Annotated in this window: 20 protein-coding genes, 2 tRNA genes and 1 pseudogene; 8 read left to right on the forward strand and 15 right to left on the reverse strand. The window is 40.3% G+C overall.

Annotated elements, in window-relative coordinates:
* Positions 1–137 precede the first annotated feature (137 nt).
* Positions 138–1,040 carry a thioredoxin-disulfide reductase gene (gene trxB / locus DPC56_RS05955; protein ID WP_112094167.1) on the reverse strand — a complete coding sequence of 301 codons (903 nt, stop codon included), beginning with the start codon at positions 1,038–1,040 and terminating at the stop codon, positions 138–140.
* A 52-nt stretch (positions 1,041–1,092) separates the two neighbouring features.
* Here trxB and DPC56_RS05960 point away from each other — a divergent pair.
* Positions 1,093–1,167, forward strand: a tRNA-Glu gene (locus tag DPC56_RS05960).
* A gap of 4 nt (positions 1,168–1,171) precedes the next feature.
* A tRNA-Gly gene (locus tag DPC56_RS05965) sits at positions 1,172–1,245 on the forward strand.
* Positions 1,246–1,248: 3 nt separating this feature from the next.
* Here DPC56_RS05965 and csa3 read toward each other — a convergent pair.
* Positions 1,249–1,842 carry a CRISPR-associated CARF protein Csa3 gene (gene csa3, locus DPC56_RS05970; protein ID WP_112094168.1) on the reverse strand — a complete coding sequence of 198 codons (594 nt, stop codon included), beginning with the start codon at positions 1,840–1,842 and terminating at the stop codon, positions 1,249–1,251.
* 220 nt (positions 1,843–2,062) lie between these two features.
* Here csa3 and DPC56_RS05975 point away from each other — a divergent pair, with 220 nt between their 5' ends.
* A complete protein-coding gene (locus DPC56_RS05975) occupies positions 2,063–3,574 on the forward strand; it encodes an MBL fold metallo-hydrolase (RefSeq protein WP_220084821.1) in 1,512 nt (503 codons plus the stop codon).
* A 106-nt stretch (positions 3,575–3,680) separates the two neighbouring features.
* Here the strand turns inward: DPC56_RS05975 and DPC56_RS05980 are convergent, their stop codons facing one another.
* Positions 3,681–4,019 (reverse strand): DUF6506 family protein, encoded by a 339-nt coding sequence (locus tag DPC56_RS05980; protein ID WP_112094170.1) that lies wholly within the window; start codon positions 4,017–4,019, stop codon positions 3,681–3,683.
* A 65-nt stretch (positions 4,020–4,084) separates the two neighbouring features.
* Between DPC56_RS05980 and DPC56_RS05985 the strand changes: the two genes are divergently transcribed.
* The 3 genes from DPC56_RS05985 (at position 4,085) to DPC56_RS05995 (ending at position 5,220) form a co-directional block, all read left to right on the forward strand.
* The gene (locus tag DPC56_RS05985; RefSeq protein WP_112094171.1) at positions 4,085–4,264 is read left to right on the forward strand and encodes a hypothetical protein; all 180 of its coding nucleotides are present in this window, start codon (positions 4,085–4,087) and stop codon (positions 4,262–4,264) included.
* Positions 4,265–4,325: 61 nt separating this feature from the next.
* Positions 4,326–4,997 carry a DUF169 domain-containing protein gene (locus DPC56_RS05990; RefSeq protein WP_112094172.1) on the forward strand — a complete coding sequence of 224 codons (672 nt, stop codon included), beginning with the start codon at positions 4,326–4,328 and terminating at the stop codon, positions 4,995–4,997.
* A 19-nt stretch (positions 4,998–5,016) separates the two neighbouring features.
* Positions 5,017–5,220 carry a hypothetical protein gene (locus DPC56_RS05995; protein ID WP_112094173.1) on the forward strand — a complete coding sequence of 68 codons (204 nt, stop codon included), beginning with the start codon at positions 5,017–5,019 and terminating at the stop codon, positions 5,218–5,220.
* Here DPC56_RS05995 and DPC56_RS06000 read toward each other — a convergent pair.
* From DPC56_RS06000 to DPC56_RS08510, 11 genes and pseudogenes are all read right to left on the reverse strand, one after another.
* A complete protein-coding gene (locus DPC56_RS06000) occupies positions 5,217–5,852 on the reverse strand; it encodes a nucleotidyltransferase family protein (RefSeq protein WP_245923929.1) in 636 nt (211 codons plus the stop codon). The genes DPC56_RS05995 and DPC56_RS06000 overlap by 4 nt on opposite strands.
* Position 5,853: 1 nt before the next feature.
* Positions 5,854–7,029: a hypothetical protein gene (locus tag DPC56_RS06005; RefSeq protein ID WP_112094174.1), complete on the reverse strand. Its 1,176-nt coding sequence runs from the start codon at positions 7,027–7,029 to the stop codon at positions 5,854–5,856.
* A complete protein-coding gene (locus DPC56_RS06010; RefSeq protein ID WP_112094175.1) occupies positions 7,001–8,467 on the reverse strand; it encodes a Mur ligase family protein in 1,467 nt (488 codons plus the stop codon). Before DPC56_RS06010 ends, DPC56_RS06005 begins: the two co-directional genes overlap by 29 nt.
* 1 nt (position 8,468) lies before the next feature.
* Positions 8,469–10,022 carry a Mur ligase family protein gene (locus DPC56_RS06015; RefSeq protein WP_112094176.1) on the reverse strand — a complete coding sequence of 518 codons (1,554 nt, stop codon included), beginning with the start codon at positions 10,020–10,022 and terminating at the stop codon, positions 8,469–8,471.
* A complete protein-coding gene (locus tag DPC56_RS06020; RefSeq protein WP_112094177.1) occupies positions 10,019–11,221 on the reverse strand; it encodes a Mur ligase family protein in 1,203 nt (400 codons plus the stop codon). The genes DPC56_RS06015 and DPC56_RS06020 overlap by 4 nt, the downstream gene beginning before the upstream one ends.
* 42 nt (positions 11,222–11,263) lie before the next feature.
* Positions 11,264–13,777 (reverse strand): AAA family ATPase, encoded by a 2,514-nt coding sequence (locus tag DPC56_RS06025; protein ID WP_112094178.1) that lies wholly within the window; start codon positions 13,775–13,777, stop codon positions 11,264–11,266.
* On the reverse strand, positions 13,774–15,027 hold the full coding sequence (locus DPC56_RS06030) for a DNA repair exonuclease (RefSeq protein ID WP_112094179.1): 1,254 nt from the start codon (positions 15,025–15,027) through the stop codon (positions 13,774–13,776). The genes DPC56_RS06025 and DPC56_RS06030 overlap by 4 nt, the downstream gene beginning before the upstream one ends.
* Positions 15,028–15,039: 12 nt before the next feature.
* Entirely contained in the window at positions 15,040–16,437 is a 1,398-nt protein-coding gene (locus tag DPC56_RS06035; RefSeq protein ID WP_245923932.1) for an ATP-binding protein, read from the reverse strand.
* 184 nt (positions 16,438–16,621) lie between these two features.
* Positions 16,622–17,698, reverse strand: a complete 1,077-nt coding sequence (locus DPC56_RS06040; RefSeq protein WP_112094181.1) for a DNA double-strand break repair nuclease NurA — start codon at positions 17,696–17,698, stop codon at positions 16,622–16,624.
* Between the two features lie 35 nt (positions 17,699–17,733).
* Entirely contained in the window at positions 17,734–18,051 is a 318-nt protein-coding gene (locus DPC56_RS08420; protein ID WP_245923939.1) for a heavy metal-binding domain-containing protein, read from the reverse strand.
* A 63-nt stretch (positions 18,052–18,114) separates the two neighbouring features.
* Positions 18,115–18,282: pseudogene (locus DPC56_RS08510) on the reverse strand (zinc-ribbon domain-containing protein); the annotation flags it as partial.
* A 119-nt stretch (positions 18,283–18,401) separates the two neighbouring features.
* Here DPC56_RS08510 and DPC56_RS06050 point away from each other — a divergent pair.
* Both DPC56_RS06050 and DPC56_RS06055 read left to right on the forward strand, forming a co-directional pair.
* Positions 18,402–19,772 (forward strand): amino acid permease, encoded by a 1,371-nt coding sequence (locus DPC56_RS06050; protein ID WP_112094183.1) that lies wholly within the window; start codon positions 18,402–18,404, stop codon positions 19,770–19,772.
* 42 nt (positions 19,773–19,814) lie between these two features.
* On the forward strand, positions 19,815–20,339 hold the full coding sequence (locus DPC56_RS06055) for an FN3 associated domain-containing protein (RefSeq protein WP_112094184.1): 525 nt from the start codon (positions 19,815–19,817) through the stop codon (positions 20,337–20,339).
* Here the strand turns inward: DPC56_RS06055 and polX are convergent.
* Entirely contained in the window at positions 20,336–22,021 is a 1,686-nt protein-coding gene (polX, locus tag DPC56_RS06060) for a DNA polymerase/3'-5' exonuclease PolX (protein ID WP_112094185.1), read from the reverse strand. The two genes, DPC56_RS06055 and polX, sit on opposite strands and share 4 nt — an antisense overlap.
* Between the last annotated feature and the right edge of the window lie 33 nt (positions 22,022–22,054).

Genomic DNA, 22,054 nt, shown 5'->3' on the forward strand with positions numbered 1-22,054 from the left:
ATATTCGGTGGATTGAGCTTTTTCATCCATCATCATCACCCTAATGTCTACTTCTTAAGATTAAATTTTCACTTGTTGGCGTTTTTTTGATATAGTTTTTGTTATTGGTTTCCTCTGGAGATTTGATGTTAGGTGTTTTATTTTTGTGTGTCTTTGTATGCTGTGGTTGCTGCTATTGCCCCTTCTGCGCATGCTGTAATCCATTGGTTGAGGCCGCCGGTTATGTCTCCGGCCGCATAGACTCTTTCGATGTTGGTTCTTTGTTGTTTGTCGGTTATTATGTAACCGGCCTTGTCTAGTTTTATTCCCAGGTTTTTTGCTAGTTTGTTTATGGGTTCTTCTCCTATTGCTATGAATATTCCGTCGGTTTTTATTGTGCTGGTTTTTCCTGTTTTCTTGTTTTCTATTATGGCCTCTTGGACTTTTTCTTTGCCTTTGATCTCTTTTAGTACAGTGTCCCAGATTATGGGGATTTTTTGTTTTTTTATTTGGTCTTGTAGGTATTTTTGAGCCCTTAGTTGGTCTCTTCTGTGTATTATTGTTGGTTTGGATCCTATTTTGTGTAGGAATATTGCTTCTTGTAGTGCGCTGTTTCCTCCTCCGATTACTAGGACTTTTTTGTTTTTGTATAGTGGTCCGTCGCATGTTGTACAGTATGATACTCCTCTTCCTAGGAATTCTTTTTCTCCTGGGATTTTTAGTCTTCGGTGGCGTGTGCCTGTGGCTAGTATTATTGTTTTGGTTGTGTAGGTGTCTTTTTTTGTTTCTATTTTAAAGTTTTTAGAGTTTTTTTCGATTTTTGTGACTTCTTCTAGTTCTTTGAGTTTTGCATGTTTTGTTGCTTGTTTTTTCATTTTTTGTATGAGTTTTTGGCCTTGTATTTTTTCGTATCCTGGGTAGTTTTCCATGAGTGGTACTTCTAGTCCTTTTCCTCCTGCTATTCCTTTTTCGAGTATGAGTGTTTTGCTTCCTTGTCTTCCGGCGTATATTGCTGCTGTTAGTCCGGCTGGTCCTGCTCCTATTATTATTATATCATACATTGGCTTGGTCTCCGAAAATTTTATAAACTTTATATTACTTAGAATAATATGTGCTCCGATAGTGTAGTCCGGCCAATCATCTCGGCCTCTCGAGCCGAGGACCCGGGTTCAAATCCCGGTCGGAGCATTTTGCGGCGTTGGTCCAGCCTGGTTAAGACACTGGCCCCCCAAGCCAGTGACCCGGGTTCAAATCCCGGACGCCGCACTTTTATAGTGTTGCGATTTCTCCTGCTGATGTTATTTCGAGTTTTTCGGGGTCTATGAATCCCATGTTTCTTAGTTCTCTTATGTGGTTGTATGTCATGCCCCTGCTTATCCCGAGTTTTAGGGCGAGGTTTTTTACTGAGGTTTCTCCTTTTTTGAGTTCTTCTAGTAGTTTCTTTTTTGTCTTGGATATTCCGAAGCTTAGTATTGGCAGGTCTATTATTTCTCCTTCTTCTTCTGTTACGTAGGCTATTCTTTGGACGTCGTTGTTTCTGGCGTAGCATCCGAATAGTACTCCTAGGGCTTGGGTTTTTCTTCCTCCGCTTATGTTCACTACTATTTTTCTTCCTTTTGCTCTTTCTTCGTCTATTGTGTCTACTGTGTCCTTGGCTATTTGGACTACGTCGTATAGGCTTGTTTCTTTTATTTGTACTTTGATGAATTTTCCTAGTGTGTCTTCTATGATCTTTTGTACTTGTTCTTTTTCTTTTGGTGGTTCTTCTTCCATTATTAGGACGACTTTTCTGGGTGAGAATTGTGTTATGCAGATCATGACTGGTTCTATGGAGTATACTGTTGATATTAGGGTTGTTTCCATCAATTACTCCTCCTATATGAAATTTTTATGTGTGGGCATCTAATGGTATATTTTCCACATTTATAAATAATATTATTATTTGTATGGTTGATATATTACATTGTCTGTTTATTCCTTTGAATCCCTCTATGTGTGGTTAAATTTTTTATGTTTCTTGTGGCCTGATATATTATCATGGGGGTTTATGGTCTTGGAGGTTTGGAGGTCTTTGGATGATGGTTTGTTTCTTTGTAGGGTGAAGGTTTATGTTCCTGACAAGCCCGGTTCCTTGGCGAAGATCGCCAGTTATTTCGCAGATTATGGTATAAACATTTCATATTTTTATTATAATAGGTCTGAGCACCCCAATCGTGTCCTAGTTGAAGGGAAATCCGAGGATAATATATTCAAGCCTCTTTACAAGGATCTTTCAAGGGAAGGTTTCTTCAGGGAATTGTACGAGGAAGATCTCCAAATCACAAACTTGGATAATATCCTTAAGGTTTCTGTTTATCTTGAAAACAAACCCGGGACACTCGCAGACTTCGCACGTATACTCAAAGGACATGATGCAAACGTAACCTACATGGTCTATAATGAGATGATATCAGAGAACAGGGCCGAGATAGCATTTTATGTGAAGGATCCTGGGGAGATTAGTGAACTTGCCAGGGAACTGAATGATCTAGGTTATCATTACAATTTTGAATATAGTGGAATTGATAAGGAGGAATCTGATAGGATAATCGGCTTAAACCTTGTTGAAATGTTCTACTTCAAACTCAGAGAAATACTAGACGATAAAGAAGTTGACAAAATAAAAAAGCTCGTTAACACCTCGAAAAAGCTCTCAGATACTCTCTTAAAGTTTAATAGGGAGGCTGGTCGGAACCTTGAAGCCGGCCAAGTATTCGGGAACATACTAGCACTTGCAATATCATCCAGGACGAAAATGGGGGACTCATTCCATTATAAGAGATTGCCTAGTCTGCCTGTGGGTGATATACTCTTACATGCCTTCAGGCCCCCGACTGGAGGCAACATCTACCTTTTAGAATATGATGATGATCTTGTGATGATTGACGGCTCCTATGGCATATACTATGATAATGTGAAGGTTATGTTGGAGGAGAATGGTTTGGATCCTTCAATGATAAATAGGATCTACCTTTCACATGCTGATGCCGATCATGCCGGTCTTAGCGGATATTTCCAAGAGGAATATGGTGCGAAGGTTTTCATGCACCCAAGTGCAAAGGATATTATAAGAGAGGATAATCGTGCGGCAGGTTCAAACACCCCACTTCTTGAACTCAACCATTACTTCACGGTCCTCGTGAACCATTTCACAGAATGTAAGTTTCCAGAGACCTGGCAGGCCTACAAGACAAAAAAGGAAGGCGAAATTGGAGAGTTCCCAATAATCGACAATTTCAAGGTGGGGGATCTTCACTTTAAAGTTCTTGAAAGTCTTGGGGGTCATATACCAGGGCAGGTTTTCTTTTTATCAGAGGATGCGGGGCTCTTGTTTACTGCAGATTATCTGTTATATGTACCTAGTTTAGAAGGTGATGAGAGAAGATTCTTGAATATTCCAAGGTTTCTTATGACAAGCACCAATGCAAATTCAATGCTATTCCATGAAGAAATGCAAAAACTAGAAGAATTGGCGAAGAAAATCGACAAAACTGGGAGAGGCTTGTTAATCTTACCAGGGCATGGAGACTATTATCCCATAAGATTAGCCCCATAAGATCCTATTTAAGGCCTCCCTATTACTTTTCCTTTGGGGGGTGGCCTGATTCCCGGAATATTGGGGGGGTGGATCCCCGTCTTTTTTTGGATTTTTGATGGGGGGTTTATTCCTTGCTCTTTTCTTTGAACCATCCTGCTTCTTCCATGGCCTTTAGCGCTATTTTGGTGCTTTTGTCATCGCCTCTTGCCACGCTTATTCCAACTTTTTCCCCGGTAGCTTCTATTATCTTGCCTATTGTCTTGTGTGTGAATCCTGGGCATAATATTATTGAATGTATTCCTTGTTTGACGAGTTCCTGGCATACTTCTATCGCCTGGTCCTCATCTTTTACTAGGATGCTTGTAAGTTCATATAGGCTTGTTTCGATCTTGCATTTGTCCCTTTGTGGTTCTGCATCTGGTACATATGCTATGAATGCGGTCTTAAATTTTTCAGTGCTCATATTAATATAAGATGGGGGAAATATAATATATACTTTTACTCTGTGTGTTGGGGGGTTTGTTAGGTTTGATACATTATAGGTTGGATGCGCCTGAAACTGTTAAATGTTCAGTTTGTGGTGGGGTTGCAGTTGAAATTGAGGAAGAATATCCTGAGGGAAATTTTGTCATGATAACCTATAAGTGTAGGGATTGTGGACATATAGAAAGGAGGCAATATGGTAGGCCTACGAGTATAATAGATTAGTTCGTTATAGATAGATATAACGAACAATATAAGATCCACCAATAACATATGGGGGGATGAAATGAAAACAGACTATGGGACCATCTCCGAGAAAATGAAGGATAAACTGGGACTTGAAAGATCCCCAGTGGCTGTTAAACTCGTGCTCCGCGAAGAAGACTTGCCCAAAGGCATTGAAAGGATAAGCGAGCCGGCAAGACACTGTGAAATGGTGATGAAAGCAAGCAGGGGCGAAATGTTCTACGCACTAGCAGAGGACCAAGAATGCAAAGGAGGAGCAGGTGCCATCGGAGCCGATGAAATGCCAGAAAAAGTGAAAACCGGAGAATTCTACTATGAACTAGGCCGATTCTCAAGTTTCCCAGCCGCGAAAAGAACACTAGACCTAATCCCAAAAATAGATCTAAGATTCTATGCCGTAGTGTACGCACCACTAGAAAAAATAGAATTCGACCCAGATGTTATAATAGTGGTCTGTAACCCAGCCCAAGCCCTAAGGTTAGTCCAAGCCCTAGTCTATACCAAAGGTGGCAGAGCCAGGGGAGACTTTGCAGGTATACAATCAATCTGTGCAGATGCAGTGGCAGGACCATACATGAGAGGCGAAGCCAACATAACACTAGCCTGCAGCGGGTCAAGACAATACTCCGACATAAAAGAAGATGAACTCATAGTCGGTTTAACAGCCGAAAACATAGACTGTATAATAGAAGCACTCGAAGAAATGGCATAAAATATGGGGGGATGGTCTTTTGGTAGAGATAACCGAAGTATTGGATGAAGCACGTGACTTAGCCGAAAAGATAAAAAAGTATAGGAAAGAGGCTGAGAGCGAGATTATAGCCTGCTGGGTCTATGATGTTCTGCTTTCAATGGAGAAGTTGGCCAAGATAGTTGAAGAACTACAGGATAGGGTAGATTTGCTCGAGGAGGAGCTAGAAGGTAAAAAATTCTAGTTTCTCAATTTTATTTTTAAATAATCATCGAAAGTATTAAGGTTAATGAGTTCCATCTCATCTACGGGTTTTATAGCATATAAGCTTATACCATCTTCTATTAGGTGCCAAAGTAATGGGTTGATATTACCTTTATAGGATGGCAGATACTCCAGTAGGAGTTTCCTGGTGGCTGCGAATGGCATCCCAAGGCCCCTTGGATCTTCTAAGCGACCGAAAGAGCCCCTACCAAGGATCGACAAGGTATCATCTTCTACCGCTTCAATAATCCTCTTGTAAGTTTTGGGAGTGACTGTTGGCTGGTCTCCGGCAACACAAAGACAAAACCTGCCCCGTGAGTTCTTCACACCATTTAAAAGTGAACCTGTCAATGGCAGATCATCCTGGTTTTCCACAATCTTAACATCTAGGTCGCTGATTACCGGGACTATATCATCCTTTTGGTGTCCGACGACAACGATACACTCATCCACGCCAGCCTCTAGGACATTAGCTATGGTCTTTTCTATCACTGTACTATTATTTAATCTGAGCAAGAGTTTGTGCACTGGCTTTAAACCCCTCTTTTTCATATCCTCTTTCATCCTTTTTCCTTTACCTGCTGCTGTTATAATCCCTGATACCATCATCATTTCACGTTGGTATTAATCTGAGTATCTTAGCATATATTACCATGCTTGGACCTGATCCTTCAGTCCACATGATTATCATTATGGGATATTTTCCATCATTGTATACTTTAACATCTGTTGCCGGGTCGAAACCATATATGAGGGCGAAGTATCCCCAGCTTATACCTGTGGGTGTGGGTAATCCAGCCTTTGCAACAGCATCCCTAAGTGCCCTTGCTGGTGGACATGTACCATGCGAAGCATACCCACCGGGGGCCTTCGGATCCCTGGATGAAGTGAACTGGACTGTATCCTTTCCAGATGAACTTGTCCCAGGCGGCACTATAGTACCGTTCCATGCTTTTACGAATTCTCTTGCATTGTATTCCCTGTTTATATCATCATATTCTGGGAAGGATTCAAGTTGGCTTGTGGCTGTTGCAATCTCCTCCACCTTGTAATGGCGCATGTAAGCCATGATAGGGGTGCCTGCAGGGTATTGTTCCATGTATTTTTTCGTGTTTTCACCGAAGAATCTAGTTATCTGATCGGGTGGCACTTCTAGTCTGCCATCACTAAAATTAGAAAGTGAAAAGTCTATGGGTATCCTGTCGCCCACCTTCGATTCATTGTACCACTCTTTGAGTTCTGTGGTATTTATATAATCAGAATGTATATTACCTATCCCCTCAGGTGATACCGTCTTTATCGTCTTATTTTTTTGCATGATAGCTATACCATCCTTTGTTTTAATGGCATAAGTGTAAGGTGTCTTGTAAGCCCATATGAAGTCTGCTGGTGGTTGTACAACTAGCTGGTCTCCTTTTATTGTTAACATCCCCGGACCCTCAAATTGGGAGGCTCTTCCACCAACTTCAACACCCTCCGTAATTTCCTTGATTGGTGTCATCATAGTCCCAGTGAATAGACCATAAATGACCGCGCCTATATCTCTATCTTCTATGTTCTCGATTAGATAATCTGGGTGTATGATTAGTGGTTCCTTTCTTATCTTGGCAGGGTCTGCTACTTGCATCCCACTCACTACCGTACTTCCTATGGGTAGGCTGCTTATCTCCTCAGGATCCTGTGGGGGTATACTATTCTGTATATGATAGTCTATTGGGGCCATTACAACAACTATTAATATTAGTATGACTATCAGGGTCCTAGGATCCTTTAAGGATGGTCTTAGCATATTTATAACCCCCTTCTCCTATTATTAGGATAGTATCATCTTCATCTGCATATTCCAGGGCTTTTTGGATTGCCTCTTTTACTTGTTGGTGGCTTGCCCCCAATGTCCCCCTTTTTATTTTTTGTCTACTAGAGTTTATATGTATGATCCTTGATTTTGTATGAGCTGATGCTTTCCTTGCATTATATGATGCAGGTATTACGATGTCGGCATTTGAGAGTATCCTTGCTATCTCCTTGTCACCTTCTATTCCACTCTCAGAAGAAATCGTATTCACTACTATTATCTTTCCAAGAGTTTCTTCTTTTACTAGTTGCATTATCGCCCTAACACCAGCAGGATTATGAGCATAATCTATAATTATCCTAGGCTTTTCTTTTATTATTTCATGTCTTCCGCTGGCACCCTTGAATGAACTTATACCCTTAATTATATACTTGGGGTCTATGCCTAGGGTTAGGCTGGCGGCCGCCGCCGCAAGACTATTATATACGTTGAAAAGTCCGCCTATTTTGAGTTTAATTGTCCCATCTACTATATTTAATCTGAACTTGTCCTTTTCTACTTGGGTGGCTTTAACTTCTGGTTGCGGTCTCTTGTAACCGCATGTACAATAGTAGTCTCCGAGGTGGCCTAGGAATCTCCTCTTGTATTTTAGGGGTTTGCCACAGTATGGGCATTCTCGATCCTCTGGGAATACCTCAAATGGGTGTTTGAGTGATTCTATGCCATAGAATGTTACTCTGTCTTTTGGGAGGTTGTTGGCGAAACTTGCTACTATTGGATCATCTGCATTTAATATGATGTGTTGGGCGACATCTATGATTTCCCTTTTACATTTTATGTATGTTGGGAAGTCCTCTGGTGGTAGATGGTCCCTTGAAATGTTTGTTATAATAGCTATTTTGACTTTACTGTCTTTGGCTGTCTTTTTTATCTCACCTGGTCTCCCGAATGTTCCTATTTCAACTACTGCTATGTCACCTTCTAGTCTTGCTTGTAGGGCTGGTATTAGTTCAGTATTTCCTTGGATGTTAAGATGGTGTTCAGGAACCTTGTATCCAGCCACTCTTAGGATGTTTTTTAGGATATTTGTGGTTGTGGTTTTGCCATTGGTCCCAGTGACGCCCACAACTGGCTTTTTAACCTTACAAGATGCTATGATGTCCTCAACCGTTATGATCTTTTTTCCTTTTATGAGTTGAAGTATATTCTCATTTTCTAATAGGCTTGGCGCTACTGCTATCTTATCAGCACCTTTTATTATTTCGGGGTTGTGGCCTCCGAGGTCTAGTTTGATGCCTTCTGCTTCGAAGATCTTGCGTAGGGGTGTTTCTTTGCGAATGTCTGAGACTGTTACTATCCCCTTTTTTGCAAGTATTCTTGCCATTAGGCTGCCTACTGTCCCGCAACCCCCAAGTACTACTATATTCTCCATCTTAGAAGTTCTCCTTGTAATCTTTTATAGCCCTTTGGATGTCCTTTTTCACGTTTTGGTAAGCGTTAACAACACCAGGACCCATATGGATTATGGTATCCCCTTTTTCAGAATTTTCTAGGGCCTTTTTGATGGATTTGTAGACGTTTTCTACTATTATGGTTTTTGTGGTGTTCGCTCCCCTGGCGACTTCTTCAGCAGCTTTCCAGTCTATTTCTTCTGTTGTTTCATTTTTAGCGCTTACAATGAGAATGTCAGCCGCCTTTGCGAGTGTTCTGCCTATCTTGAATTTGTCCCGGACTGTTAAAGTGTCGGGGTTGTCAAGGCTTATTATAAGCCTACCATCAAATTCCAAGCCATCAAATAATTTTTCCATGCTCTCAGGGTTATGAGCAGCGTCCATGTAAACTTTAACACCATCAAACTCGCCTATGATCTCGAAACGACCTCTTATACCCTCGAATTGGCCTATACGCTCTTTTAAATAGTCTATGTCGAAGCCTAGTATGAGTCCTGTTGTAATGGCTGCTAGTGCATTTTCAACATTAAATATCCCTGGAACCTTCAAAGTTACTCTTTCCTTGTATGGTCCGAAATATTCTCGTCTGAAATCTCCACATCCACATTTTATGTTCCCACACCTTTCACAGACGATTGTAGGTATTCTCCCAATTGTGAGGGTGAATTCTGATCCTTTGAGACCGTTTAATCTGATATTCTCGGCTTTAACATCAACTGGTAAAGGTCTTGTCACATAACTTTTACCATGAAATTCCACCTTCCTCTTTCTGCCCACGCTATAGATGATATGGGGCGATTTTAGCTCACTTGTGAGCTTGTTTATTATGGGATCGTCCCCGTTGAGTATGAGCAATCCCCTTTGGTTGATAAGATCTTTGATGAGAAAGTTACGCTTGATATAATCGTTATAATCTTTAAATTCGTCGAGGTGGTCTGGGGTGAGGGTGGTTATAATACCAGCGCATAATTCAAGGCCTTGTGTCATCCTTATGGTACCATGTGGCAGTTCAAAAACTGCAAATTCGCCCTTACCTATTTTATTCTCTATTAGTAGGTCGACTAGACCTTCAATGACAAGGGAATCTTCTAATGATGAAAAGGATATTGTGGGATGCTGTCCTTCTATGATATGTTTTATCATGTTTGTGGTTGTGGTTTTACCATCTGTGCCCGCCACCCCTATCATCGGAATTTTAATAAAAGAGTTGAGCATCTTCCCAATCATAGAAGGTGTTATATACTCGATCTCCTTTTCTGTCTTCTTTATTAGTTTGTATATTATAGAATTTTTGGGGATGTTGGGTGAAATGAAGATTGAATCTGCCCATTCTATTTCCTTGGGATGATGTCCCCCAAAATGGAATCTTATACCATTTTTTTGCATCTCTTTTATCCTCTTTTTGGCCTTTGGGGGCAATTTTTCGAATTCTTTGATTTCTGTGACTAGCACTTCATTGCCAAGGTGGTGTAGTAGTTTTGCAGTGGGTCTGCCTGCGTTCCCTGCGCCGACCACTAGTATTTTTCTATTTTTCATTGTCTCACCATCTTTTCTATACCTTCTTGGATTTTTATGATTTTTTTCTGTCCATTACCCCCTATGAGTATTCTCTTGTATTTCCTGCTAAGATTTTTTAGTAATTTGATGATCTCATTGGTGTCTTTTGCGGTTAGCACTTTTGATGGTAAGTTCTTTGCATGTTCTAGGCTGATATTTACTGTGTCTTCGAGGCCTGGGAATAGTACTAAAATTTTTGGGGGTTTTTTGCCTATTTCTTGGAGTGTTTCGAATCTCCAGTCTTCGTTTTTTCTTGGGGTTCCTAGGAATATAATATCAAAATCAGTTTCTTGTAGTATTGTTTTCATGGCTGAGGGGTTGTCGATTTTCCCTATGATGATATTTGCATCATTGAATTTATAATTTTTTATACGCCCCTTTGGGGCTTCGAAATCACCTAGAGTGGAGTTTATTATACTTTCTGGCGCGCCTAATAGTCTGGCCGCTTCCGCGGCAGCTCCAGCGTTTAATTTGTTGAATTTCCCGAATAATTTGAGTTTTCCATTGTATGCACTGTATAGTATTGAATTTGGGGTTTTTAATTGGAGTGATAATGGGTCTTCCTTGTTGAGCAAGACCTTTTTTCCTTCTATGAACCTTCTGAGGCTCTTTTTGTAGTTTTTGATGGTTTTGTGGTGGTTCATGTGGTCTCGGCCTATGTTGGTTAGGATTATGAGGTTTAGGTTGAAGCATTGGTCCGCAAAATCTAGTGTCATGTCACATATTTCCACGACTATTATATCGTATTTTTTTTCTGAGGCTTTTAGTATGAGTTCTGTGTAACCTTGGAATCCTCCTCCAGCGTTACCACCTACTAGGACTTTTTTACCCCAGTTTTCTAGTATTTTTGTTATCATGAGGGCTGTTGTTGTTTTGCCGTTTGTTCCTGTGACCCCTATGGTATATGGTTTTTTGTGGTCTTCTAGGATTTTGCAGAGTAGTTTGTCTTCTATTTTCTTTTTGAGTGGTGATGAATAAAGGCTTGGGCTTAGAATTACGGCGTCGCATGCTCTTATTTTTTCCAGGTCATGGAAGCCCAAGTCTACTTCAATATCTTCTAGGCCCTCCAAATTTAGGTTGGTGTTGATGTCGGTGGCGTATACTTCGTATCCACGCTTTCTAAGTGATTTAACGGCTTTTCTGCCTTCGACGCCTAATCCTATCACTGCGAATTTCATGATGGGACACCAGAATAAGGGTTACAATCAGTAAGACTTTTTTTATCCTGTTTGGATTGTTGAGATTCCGCCATTTTTTTCTACTGTGAATGTGTGGTCTGCGAGGTTTTCTAGTTCTTCTTCATGGGATACTATTATTATCTGTGAGCATTCTAATTCATCTAATATTTCTCTGAATTTTAGGAGTTGTTCTTTACTAAATCCGTCTGTTGGCTCGTCTAGTATGAGTATGTCTGATTTTATTGAGGAGTATCTTTGAATGATGGTGTTTAGTGCTAGTCTGTATGCTAGTGCTACGCTTGTTTTTTCTCCTCCACTGAGGTGCTCTATGTCTTGTTCGTAGCCTCCTTGTTCTATGATGGGTGTGAAGTTTTCGTCTATTCTCACTGTTTTTTCATTGTCTTCTACGAGTTTTTGGAACCAGCGTTGGAAGTGGCTGTTGAATTCTTGGTTCATTTGTAGCATTACATGGGTTTCGATGTCGTGTAGTGTTGGTATGAAGTATTCTTTGAGCCATTTAACATACTCTTTTAGCCTTTTTATGGATCTTTTTATCTTTTCTTTTTCTTTTATCTGTTCTTCCAATTCTCTGATTTCTTTTTTTATCCTTTTGAGCGCTCCAAGGTTTCTTTGGCGTTCATTTTCACATTCTCTTATCCTTTCCATGATTTGGTCTAGTTTATTCTGGTTTTGGTCTCTTTTTTCTTTTATTTTATCTTTTTTCTCTAGTATTTTGTCTAGTTTTTTGATTTTTTCCTTTGCGGATTCTATTTGGTTTGTTTTTTCCTTTATGATTCTTTTGTTTTCTTGGTATTCCATGTTTTGGGTTGGTTTTAGTTTCTTGATCATTTCTTGATGTGATCTTATGGAGGCTTTTATGTTGGCTATTTTTTCTTTTAATCTGTCTCTCTCACCCTCTAATTCACTCTCTTCGGTTTTAAGCCGTTTCATCTCATCCTGTATGCCTGATTTCGCTCTTATGCTCTCTTCTAGGCTTTTTATCATCCTTTTTATATTTTTTGTTTTTTCTTGGATTTTTTCTATCGCTTTATTATTTTTTTGGCAGGTTTGTTCCTTGTCTTCTAGTTTTTCTTTGAGGCTTTCTAGTTCTCTTTTGGCGTTTTCATATTCTCTTATTTCTTCTTTGAGCTTCTTTTTTTCTTTTATTTTTCTCTCGTATTCTTTTTTTGTTTTTTCAAGTTCTTTTTTCTGCTCTTGTTTTTCTTTGAGTTTCTTTTTGATCTTGGACGGGTTGACTGGGGCTCCGCATGTTGGACAAGTTTTTTCTTCTTTTATTGAGGAGTAGTCATTTATCTTAGCGTTGATTTCCCCTATTTTTTCCTCTGTTATCCCTATTTTTTTCCTGTATTTTTCTATGATTTCTTCGACTTCTGTTAGGCTTTGAGTGGATGGTTTTTTAATCCTTTCCAAGCTTTTGATTTTTTTGGTGATCGTGGATTGTTCCTTTTTGATTTTTTCGTTGTCTTTTTGGATTTCTTGAAGTCTTTCTAGATGCTCTTGCTTTTGTTTTTTCAGGTTTTCTAATTGGTTTTTGCCTAGTAGTATGTTCTCATAGTCTTCTTGTATGTTCTCTATTCCCCTTTTTATAATTTCTAGGGATTCTTCTACCCTTTTTAGTCTCTTTTCTTGTTTTGATTTTTCTTTTTCTTTTTCCTCTTTTTCTAGAATGTGTCTTCTGTACTCTTCTTCTATCCTCTCATTTTTCTTCTTGGCTTCTTCTATCTGCTCCCTTATAATATTAATCTTCTCTATCAGACTTTTTTTCTTGCTTTCAGCATATTTTACCTTTTCATATTTCATTTCTAACTCTTCGAGGTTGTATTCTACAAGTTTTCTCTTCTCTTCTAGTTTTTCCTTCTCATCTTCTATTTTTCTGATTAAAAGCTCATACCTTTGCATTTCATCTTCACTGTCATCTTTCTTATCCTTTAATTTTTGTAGGTCGTGTATTCTCTCCTTGAGCCCATCAGCCCTTTTTCCAATCCTAGCCGCCACCATATTAGCGTTATTTATGGCTATCTTATAATCTTCCAATCTTAGAGCCTTTCTAATAGTCTTAAGCCGATCTTCAGGGTTCATGTTTATTATATTTTTCATCTCCTCTTGTGGGGTGAAAACAGCATACCTGTAAATGCGGCTTTTTGCACGCGGATTCAAAGGCTCATTATACTTTAATTTCTCAAGTATCTTGTCCTTCATCTCTGTCGGTCTCAAGTTCATCCTACCATTCTCTGTCTCAATATAACATTCACCCTGGCTTATACTCCCATTAGTCCTTCTAAGACTCCTATAAACAGTGCAGGTTTTACCATCCACTTGGAATGTTAAGGACACATAACCCCTATTCGAACCCAGACGGAGCAGACCAGCCCCTCGTTGACCGCCAAGACCAAAAAGGGCGAACTCAACCGCTAAAAGTATTGTTGTCTTACCAGAGCCGATATCACCCTTAATAAATGTAACACCAGTAGAAAAGTCTATCCTCGCCTCCCTATAACTTCGAATATTTTTAAGTTCCAAAGATTTGATGATCATAAAAGATCACCTAGGGACTTATCAAGTGACAATACACGAAGAGCATCACGAAACATCCCATCCTCATAATCTATTCTGCGCTCATTAGGTTTCCTATCCCGCTTCAAAACATCCAAAAGTTCCTTGGCAACATCAACATCACACTCTCTGAGAACATCCAAGTTTTCCCTGTTCTCCTTGAAAAGGATCTTTTCAATCTTTGAAGCATCCTGATCAAACCTAACCCTTATCCGCCGTCTTTCACGGCGCTTGAGGCCATGCCGGTTTATGTTAACATGTAAAGCCCCCATCTCCATGAGCAGATTCCTTATCCTTAAAGGATCTATATCGGCTGTTTTACCTGATGAAAGCTCCCCCAAAATCTTCACCATAACGAGCTTATCCTCAACATCACAAACTTGTAGCTTGGAAATTATATCATCCATAGCCTCCTGGGAGCCTTTACCTGTAACATCATATTCAAAATAGGCATATTTAACAAAATCCAATGGCATAAAATTCGTACTCTGGATAGTATCATCAAATTCTATAATATAAAATCCCCGCTGTTTGCCATTGGCATTTGCTTCAAGATCAGTTGCATATGATCCAAACAATGGCCCAGGATAGACTATCAGACCATAATCTTCTTCATATTTTTCTATCCTCTCATGTAGGTGACCCCCCGCATAATAATCAAAGCCTTGGGGGAAAAGGTTTAATGGGATGGATTCCATCTCTGAAAGATATGCTGGTTTAAATTCTGTTATGGCACTATGAAAAAGGAATATCTTAAACCCTTCCTCGGCTTCTAATGGGCCCCTGTCAAGGTATCTGAACTGTTCTATTTCCATACTCATTCTACGGGCTGATATACCCGTAAGTTTCGCCCCAGTCACTGGGTCCGCGGTAAAATCAAGAGTATACCCTTTTTCTTCTCGGCGGATCTTGTCCACCCTTTTTAGTAAACCCGCGCTTTCAAGCACGTCAATCATTGATGTTCTGGTTGGACTGTAATCATGACTCCCATAACATACATATACCGGTATTTTAGCCTCTTTGAGACCTCTTAATATTTTAGCGACTCCCTTGACAACTTCCATATTGGGTATGTTAGAATGGAATAGATCCCCTGATATTAGGATAAAATCAACCTTTGAATCGATGGACCTCTTGATGGCCCTTTCAAAACTTTCAAGTTCTAGCCTTTTAAGTTCTGTGTATCTATGCGCCCCAAGGTGACAGTCTGCTAAATGAGCGAATCTATACATAATCTGCACCTCTTATAAGTCCTCGGGAGATAGGAGTGGGGGTTTCTCCTTTGTTTCACTTATTTTGTCTTTGACATGTTCTTCGAAAAGCGGTATTTTGATGGGTACTGCGAATTTTGTGAATATGCTAGTCACTATAGCCTCTCCCCTGTCAAGACTTGCTATTGCCCGGTTATCATCTGATAAGTCTTGTGATGCGCTTGCTATGATCTCGGATCGTTCTTGTGACATTTCATTTCCCAAGATTATCTTCGTGTTCATATTCGCAAGTATTGTCCTGGGGATTAAAGTTACAAGTTGTGTTATGGCCACGAGTCCAATGTTGAATTTCCGGCCTTCCCTTGCTATTGTACTGTAAATGTTATGGCCTTGTCTTTCTATGACTTCTTTGCCAAGGACTCTTGGGGCTTCTTCGATCACTATACCGATTATGGGTTTCTCTTCTAATTTCCCTTCTGCTTTGTACTTCTGGTATTTGTTGAATAATGCTCCGACGATTATGCTGCCTACTAGTAATTCTGCTTCGCCCATAAGCCGTGAGGTGTCTATTATAACGATTTCACCATCTTCTAGGGATTTTATAATATCTTTGATGGTTGAATCCCCAGCGTCTGTTGTGAATACACCTCCACGAGATTCTAATCGGCCTTCTTCTTCGTAAATGCCGAGTATGTTATCGAATTTTCTCTGAAGGACGCTGAGAGTGCTGGGACTTACTTTTTCCTTGGTTCCTTCCTGGTTCTCGACTTTTTCTCCTCTTATAATGTTTTGTATCCAGTTCTCTTCGAACTTGTTATGGTAAAGTTTTATTGCATCCTTTTGTGCGCTTGTAAATTCGACTATACCATCGAAATGTTCCGGTCTTATGGATCTAAGGTTTATGTTAAGGGAAATTGCCTCGCCTTCAACCTTTGAAATCTCGGGAGTATAATATCTGAGTTTCTCTTGGTTGGGATGGTCTTTTAATCCTTTTTCGTTTCTGCCATAGTATTCGTCGTGGGGGTCGAGGACTAGCATGCCTATGTTTTCTATGTCCATGAGTTCCCAGAGCATCACCTTTACTAGGTTACTTTTTCCCCTGCCTGTTGTTGCAGGTATAAGGATGTGGTGTGGTATTGCTTCTCTGGCATTAACGTGTATCTTTGTTTTAAGTTCTTTTGAGCCGCTTCTCACATTGCCCAAGTAGAGTGGATCTTCTATTTCCTTTTTTAAAAATTTGAGATCATCATCTTCTATGCGCCTTACATGGGTGAAAAATTTTGGCAGTCTCTTGGGTAGTTGTGGTTTACCGTTTCGTATTTGGAGTATGGTTTTTGCTTCTGCGATTATATAATTTCTAAGCTCCTCATCTAAAAATTCCACCTGGGAGCCGCGGTTTTCGAGTTGAATCCCTGAAGCGAGTTCTCTCATGACCTGTGGGACTTGTGAATGATAAACTAGATCCTTTACTTGTAAGATGCTATAGTTGCCATCGTCCTCTTCTGCAACTAGTAGATCTCCGAGTTCTATCCTTGAACCACTCCTTTCTCTTATAAAAATCTTTGAAGTTTCTCCTCCTATGATCTGCCCTATGGCACTGATATTGGATTCCCTCCTATCTAATTTTTTTATCCTTGATCATGGCTATCCTGTTTAATTTTTCATGGGCGTCAACCGCCCTTATATGATATTTCAACTCTTCTAGGACGTCCTCTGGTAATCCTGATAATATACTTGCCTTGTACATTTTCACTTCATCCATACGTACCCTTGCGTTAAGGTCAGCATCTATGAGACCATATGGGTAGCCAGGGAATGTGGGGTCAACTGTATTTTCTCCAATGGCAGATATTATCTCGGCTTCATCATCTTTGCCGAAGAGGTCTAATCTAAAAATATAATCTGAGAGTTCATGTAATTTAACAATCATTATCTTTATAAGGTGCCCTTTCACCTCTTTAGGTTTTAGGAGATGATACCATCTTTCATAATTTTTATCTTTTGCCAATTTTCTAATGGAGGCTATTAGAGAATTTCCAGTGGGTGTAGGTAATGTGCATGTTTTTGAAAGGCCTGCAAGGTTAACACCTATTTTATCAGCGGCTTTTAATATTCTATGTAGGTATATGCGCTCTCCTTCGAATGATGTGTCCAGCGAACCATCTTTCACAAGTATGTCACCATCATCAAGTTCCTCTTCTATTATACGAGTGCTGAAGCTCCATTCAGCGAATCTTCGAGCAACCGAGAACATTCTACTTCGTTGGTAAAAATCTGGGGGTCCTGGGAGCGTTACTGTAAGATCTTCTTCCATTGGCAGATACTTTCTATGTTCTTCTGAGAGTGGGAATATCTTCACTTTACCTACTTCTCCATTCTCTGAATCATGGACACTAAGATAAGAGAAAAATTCTATCTTTTCAGGTATCCTGGAGGATGGTCTTTGACGTTCTTTGCCCTTGAAGAGATTGAAGTATACCCTATTTACTTGTAAGGAGAATCTTGGGGCTTCTAATATAGTGTTGTTCCCACCGTCAACAAATGCCATTAAATGCGGTTCAACGTCCCTAAGGGGTTTGAAATAATCATCATGAGAATTGCGGATCCCATGGCCTCCTGAAAAATATTGACTGTCAATGTCCCTTTTAACCTCTTTTTCAAGGGTTTTAATTATCTTTTCCAAGACCCCCAATATTATAACCCCCACCACGTAATACGTGGGGCTTTTTATTCTTTTTCTATTATAACGGCTGTACCATAGGCTAGGATCTCTTGCATGACATTAGATATGGAATCAGAATCAAATCGTGCGCTTATAATAGCATTAGCTCCAAGTTCCTTTGCATGTTCTATCATGCGATCAATAGCCTCTTGGCGTGCATGCTCCATCATGGTAACATACTCTTTGATTTCCCCCCCAACTAGAGATCTTAAGCCGGCCCCTACTTGGCCTCCAATTCCTCTGCTCCTGACTGTAAGACCGTAAACGAAGCCTAAAGTTTCAACTGCACGATATCCTGGGACATGATTTGAACTTACAACAATAACATCCTCATATTTACTAGGCGCTGCTGGTTTTTCCTCTTCCAAGCGTTTTTCTTCGAGTTTGGTGCCGCATTCTTCGCAGAAATTGGCATCAGGCCCATATTCTCTATTACAGTTAGGGCAATACTTTATGGGCTCCTCTGCCCCTTCTCTTGGAGGAGTTGATGGTTCAACCGCTCCCTTTCTCCTTTTTTCTTCCAATCTTCTTTTCAGCTCTTCGGCGGATACCATAATATTCACCAAATTTATTTTCTAATTTTCAAGGTATATATGAGTAACTTCCCATTGGGGTTTAATCCAATACCCCATTACAATTTCTTAAATATTAGCCCTGATAGAAATGTTATTCTATGAAGCTTCGAAGGGCTCTTACATTATTTGATGTTGTGAACCTTGTAATTGGGACTATTGTCGGGGCTGATATTTATATTGTGGCTGCTGTTGGTGCGGGGGCCCTTGGACCTGCATCTATACTATCATGGTTTATAGCCGGGATTATGGCGATTATAATCGCACTTGTATTCGCCGAGTCTTCATCGGTATTAGCCCGTGTAGGCGGACCCTATGCGTATGCTCGGCATGTATTTGGGGATTTCATAGGGTTTCTTGTGGGTTGGTCTCTTTGGGTGTCATCATGGGTTGCTATAGCAGTTTTCCCTGTTGCATTTGTTTCATATTTGCTCCATTTTCTGTCATTGGATCCTATCATGCAAGGCTTGGTTAAAGTTGTTTTCATAGTTTCTTTAACTCTGGTAAATTATAGGGGTGTGAAAGTGGCTGGTAAGGTTAATGATGCTTTGACTGTTTTGAAGCTGGCTCCACTTTTTATCTTCGCCCTTGCCGGTCTGGTTTACTTTTTAATGAAACCTGATGTTCTCATGGCTAATTATACGCCTTTCGCACCTTATGGTCTGGGAGGATTGGGTGGTGTTGTTGTATTAGTGTTCTGGGCATATGTCGGTTTTGAGCTTGTAACAGTACCGTCTGATGAGGTTATAGACCCTAAAACTACGATACCAAGGGCTATAATCCTTGGGATGGTGTTTATAATGTTCTTTTATCTTGTCACAAATTTTGTTATATTAGGTGTTGTCCCATGGGATCTCCTTGCGAATAGCCGGGCGCCCTTGGCACTTGCAGGGTACATGTTACTAGGACCCTTGGGGGCTCTTCTCATGACCATAGGGGCTCTATTTTCAATATCTGGTTCTGAGGAGGCTGGTATACTTTCTACTGCGAGGATATTATATGCTATGGCATCTGATGGTCTTCTTCCAAGGGTCTTCGCTTCGGTACATCCAAGGTATAGAACACCACATGTGAGTCTGGTTTTCCAGAACTTAACAGCTATGGTAGCGGCTATTCTGGGAACGGCCACACAACTTATTAGTATTTCTGTGTTCACTTTACTCTTCTGTTACATTCTGACTTGTATATCATTACCTTTACTCAAGAAGGAAAGGATACCTATTAAGGCTATCCTAGGATTTTTTGTATGTGTTTATCTTATGGTTAACTGTTCGGTTGACTCTATACTTTGGGGTCTGCTTTTAACTTTTATTGGAATCCCATTATATTTGAAGTATGCAACCCATCAACCAGACGCGACTTTCAGGATCCTGGCAAGACAATTGCAGGACAAGATACAGGCTAGGAGGGAGAGAAGATTCCTCGCCAGGTTCCTCAGATTAATATCTGATTTCACGAAAAAGCTAAAATAGGTTTATATATAAGTTTGATAGAGAAGAATAGGAGGTGGCTAGATGAATAGATTATATGCATTGGTATTGGCGTCGCTTATACTATTCCTTGGGATTGGCGTCGGATCAGCGGCTTCAATGTTCTATACCAATAATTCAGTGCCCACAGAGAACAGTACATTGTATACTGCGCCAATAGTCTTGAATAAGACCATGCAAATAAAGTATATGATAAAGGACAATACAACAACAAAGTATGGTATAATTAAGCATGAAATAACAGGAACAAATAGGAACCGGACAATATATCCTACGATATCATTTAATGGTACCGCGCTTTCCCTAGTCTTCCCAGAAAATGTGTATTATACAGTGAATGGTAAGATGCCAACCAACAAGAGCACACTCTATACTTCACCAATAATCTTAGACAAGAACATGATAGTAAAGTATCTGATAGTGGTTAATGGCACAAAGTATACGGGAATAGTTAAGCACACACCATGCAAGCTTGTTAAGAAGGTTCAGGCAAGGAAGATGAATCACAAATGGGTGAAGCAAGTAATAAGAGAACTTGTACCAGCCTAACCAAATATTCTTTTTATTTTATCTATTTTCAGAGTATTTATTATATCTGAGGGTGTTGCCCATCCTCTTCTCGCTGTTTTAACACCCCACCTCATGTTATGGAGGTCTGGGAGTCTGTGGGCGTCGGTGTTTATGGCGAATTTACAATTATACTCAAGGGCCCTTTTAATGTAAATATCGCGGAGGTCTAATCTTATAGGATTTGCGTTTATCTCCAGTATCGTACCTGTCTTCTCCGCCTCCTCGAATATCATGTCAAGGTCTAGGGGGTATTCGTCTCTTTTGAACAATTTTCTGCCGGTTGGGTGTCCTATCATATGCACGTGCTTGTTTTCTATTGCTGCGAGCATCCTTTCCGTCATGTCCTCCCTTCCTGGCGAATGTATGCTCGCTATCACAATATCCAACTTTGATAGTATGTCATCTGGGACGTCCAATTCCCCATCTAATCTTATATTAGCCTCTATGCCTTTGAATACGCATACTTTAAGGTCTAAACTGTCTATCTCCTCTATCTGTCCTTGGAGTTTTTCCTCGTCCAAGCCCCCAGCAATCTTCAGGGAACTGCTATGGTCCGTGATAGCTATATACTCATATCCCAGGCTTTGAGCGGCCTTCGCAATGGTCTCTATCGTCTCGGTGCCGTCACTCCATATTGTGTGGATGTGAAGGTCTCCTCTAATATCCTCTTCTGACACGAGATTGGGTAGGCTGTCCTCTGCAGCCGCCTCGATTTCTCCATTATTTTCCCGCAGTTCGGGTTCTATATATGATAATCCTAGGCTCTTGAAAATTTCTTCTTCTGTCTTTGAGGCTATCCTCTTCTTGTCCTTGTATAATCCGTATTCGTTTAGTTTCATCGACTTTGACCGGGCCATTCTTCGGAGTTCGATGTTGAATTCCATGGATCCTGTGAAGTATAATAGGGCTGCGCCGAACTCTTCTCTTGTGAATGTGCGGAGTTCGCATTCAATCCCATCCTCTAAGCGTATTATAGCCTTCTTGGATCCTTTGGCCACTGTTTCCTCTGCCATCTCTAGGGATGTGAAGTAGTTTATGGTTTCTTCCGGGTTCTCTGTTATTGTTAGGATGTCTATGTCCCCTATTGTCTCTTTACCCCTCCTTATAGACCCTGCTATCTCTGCTCTTTCTATTTCTGGACGCTCTTCTAGTAAAGATTTTATATATTGTGCTATCGGCTCCGCATAGGCTAGCAGCCTCCTTCCGAGGGTTGAACGGACGAATTTTATGCTTTGAAGTATTCTTTCCTCCTTTCTCTCCCCTATACCCTCTATTTTTCGGAGATTATGCCTCTTGGCATGGTATTCTAGGTCTTGGAGGTTTTTGATTTTGAGTTTTTCATAGAGTATTTTTATTGTTTTTGGGCCTATTCCTTCTATTGCGAGTAGGCTGTCCATGTCTATGGGGTATTCTTTTTCTAGTTTTTCTAGGTAGGATAGTCGGCCTGTTTTTAGTATTTCTTCTATTTTTTTGGCTATGTTTTCCCCTATTCCTGGCAGGTCTGTTAGTTTTCTTTTTTTGGCGTATTCTTCTATGTCTATTGGTAGTAGTTGGATGGTGTGGGCTGCTCTTCTGTAGGCTTTAACTCGGAATGTTTCTTCTTTCAACTCGAGGAAGTCCGCTACCCTGTTTAGGGTTTTGGCGACTAGTGCATTTTTCATTATCCCCCCCACACAAAAAAGAATATAATGGGA

Source organism: Methanothermobacter tenebrarum, from assembly GCF_003264935.1.
Classification (GTDB): domain Archaea; phylum Methanobacteriota; class Methanobacteria; order Methanobacteriales; family DSM-23052; genus Methanothermobacter_A; species Methanothermobacter_A tenebrarum_A.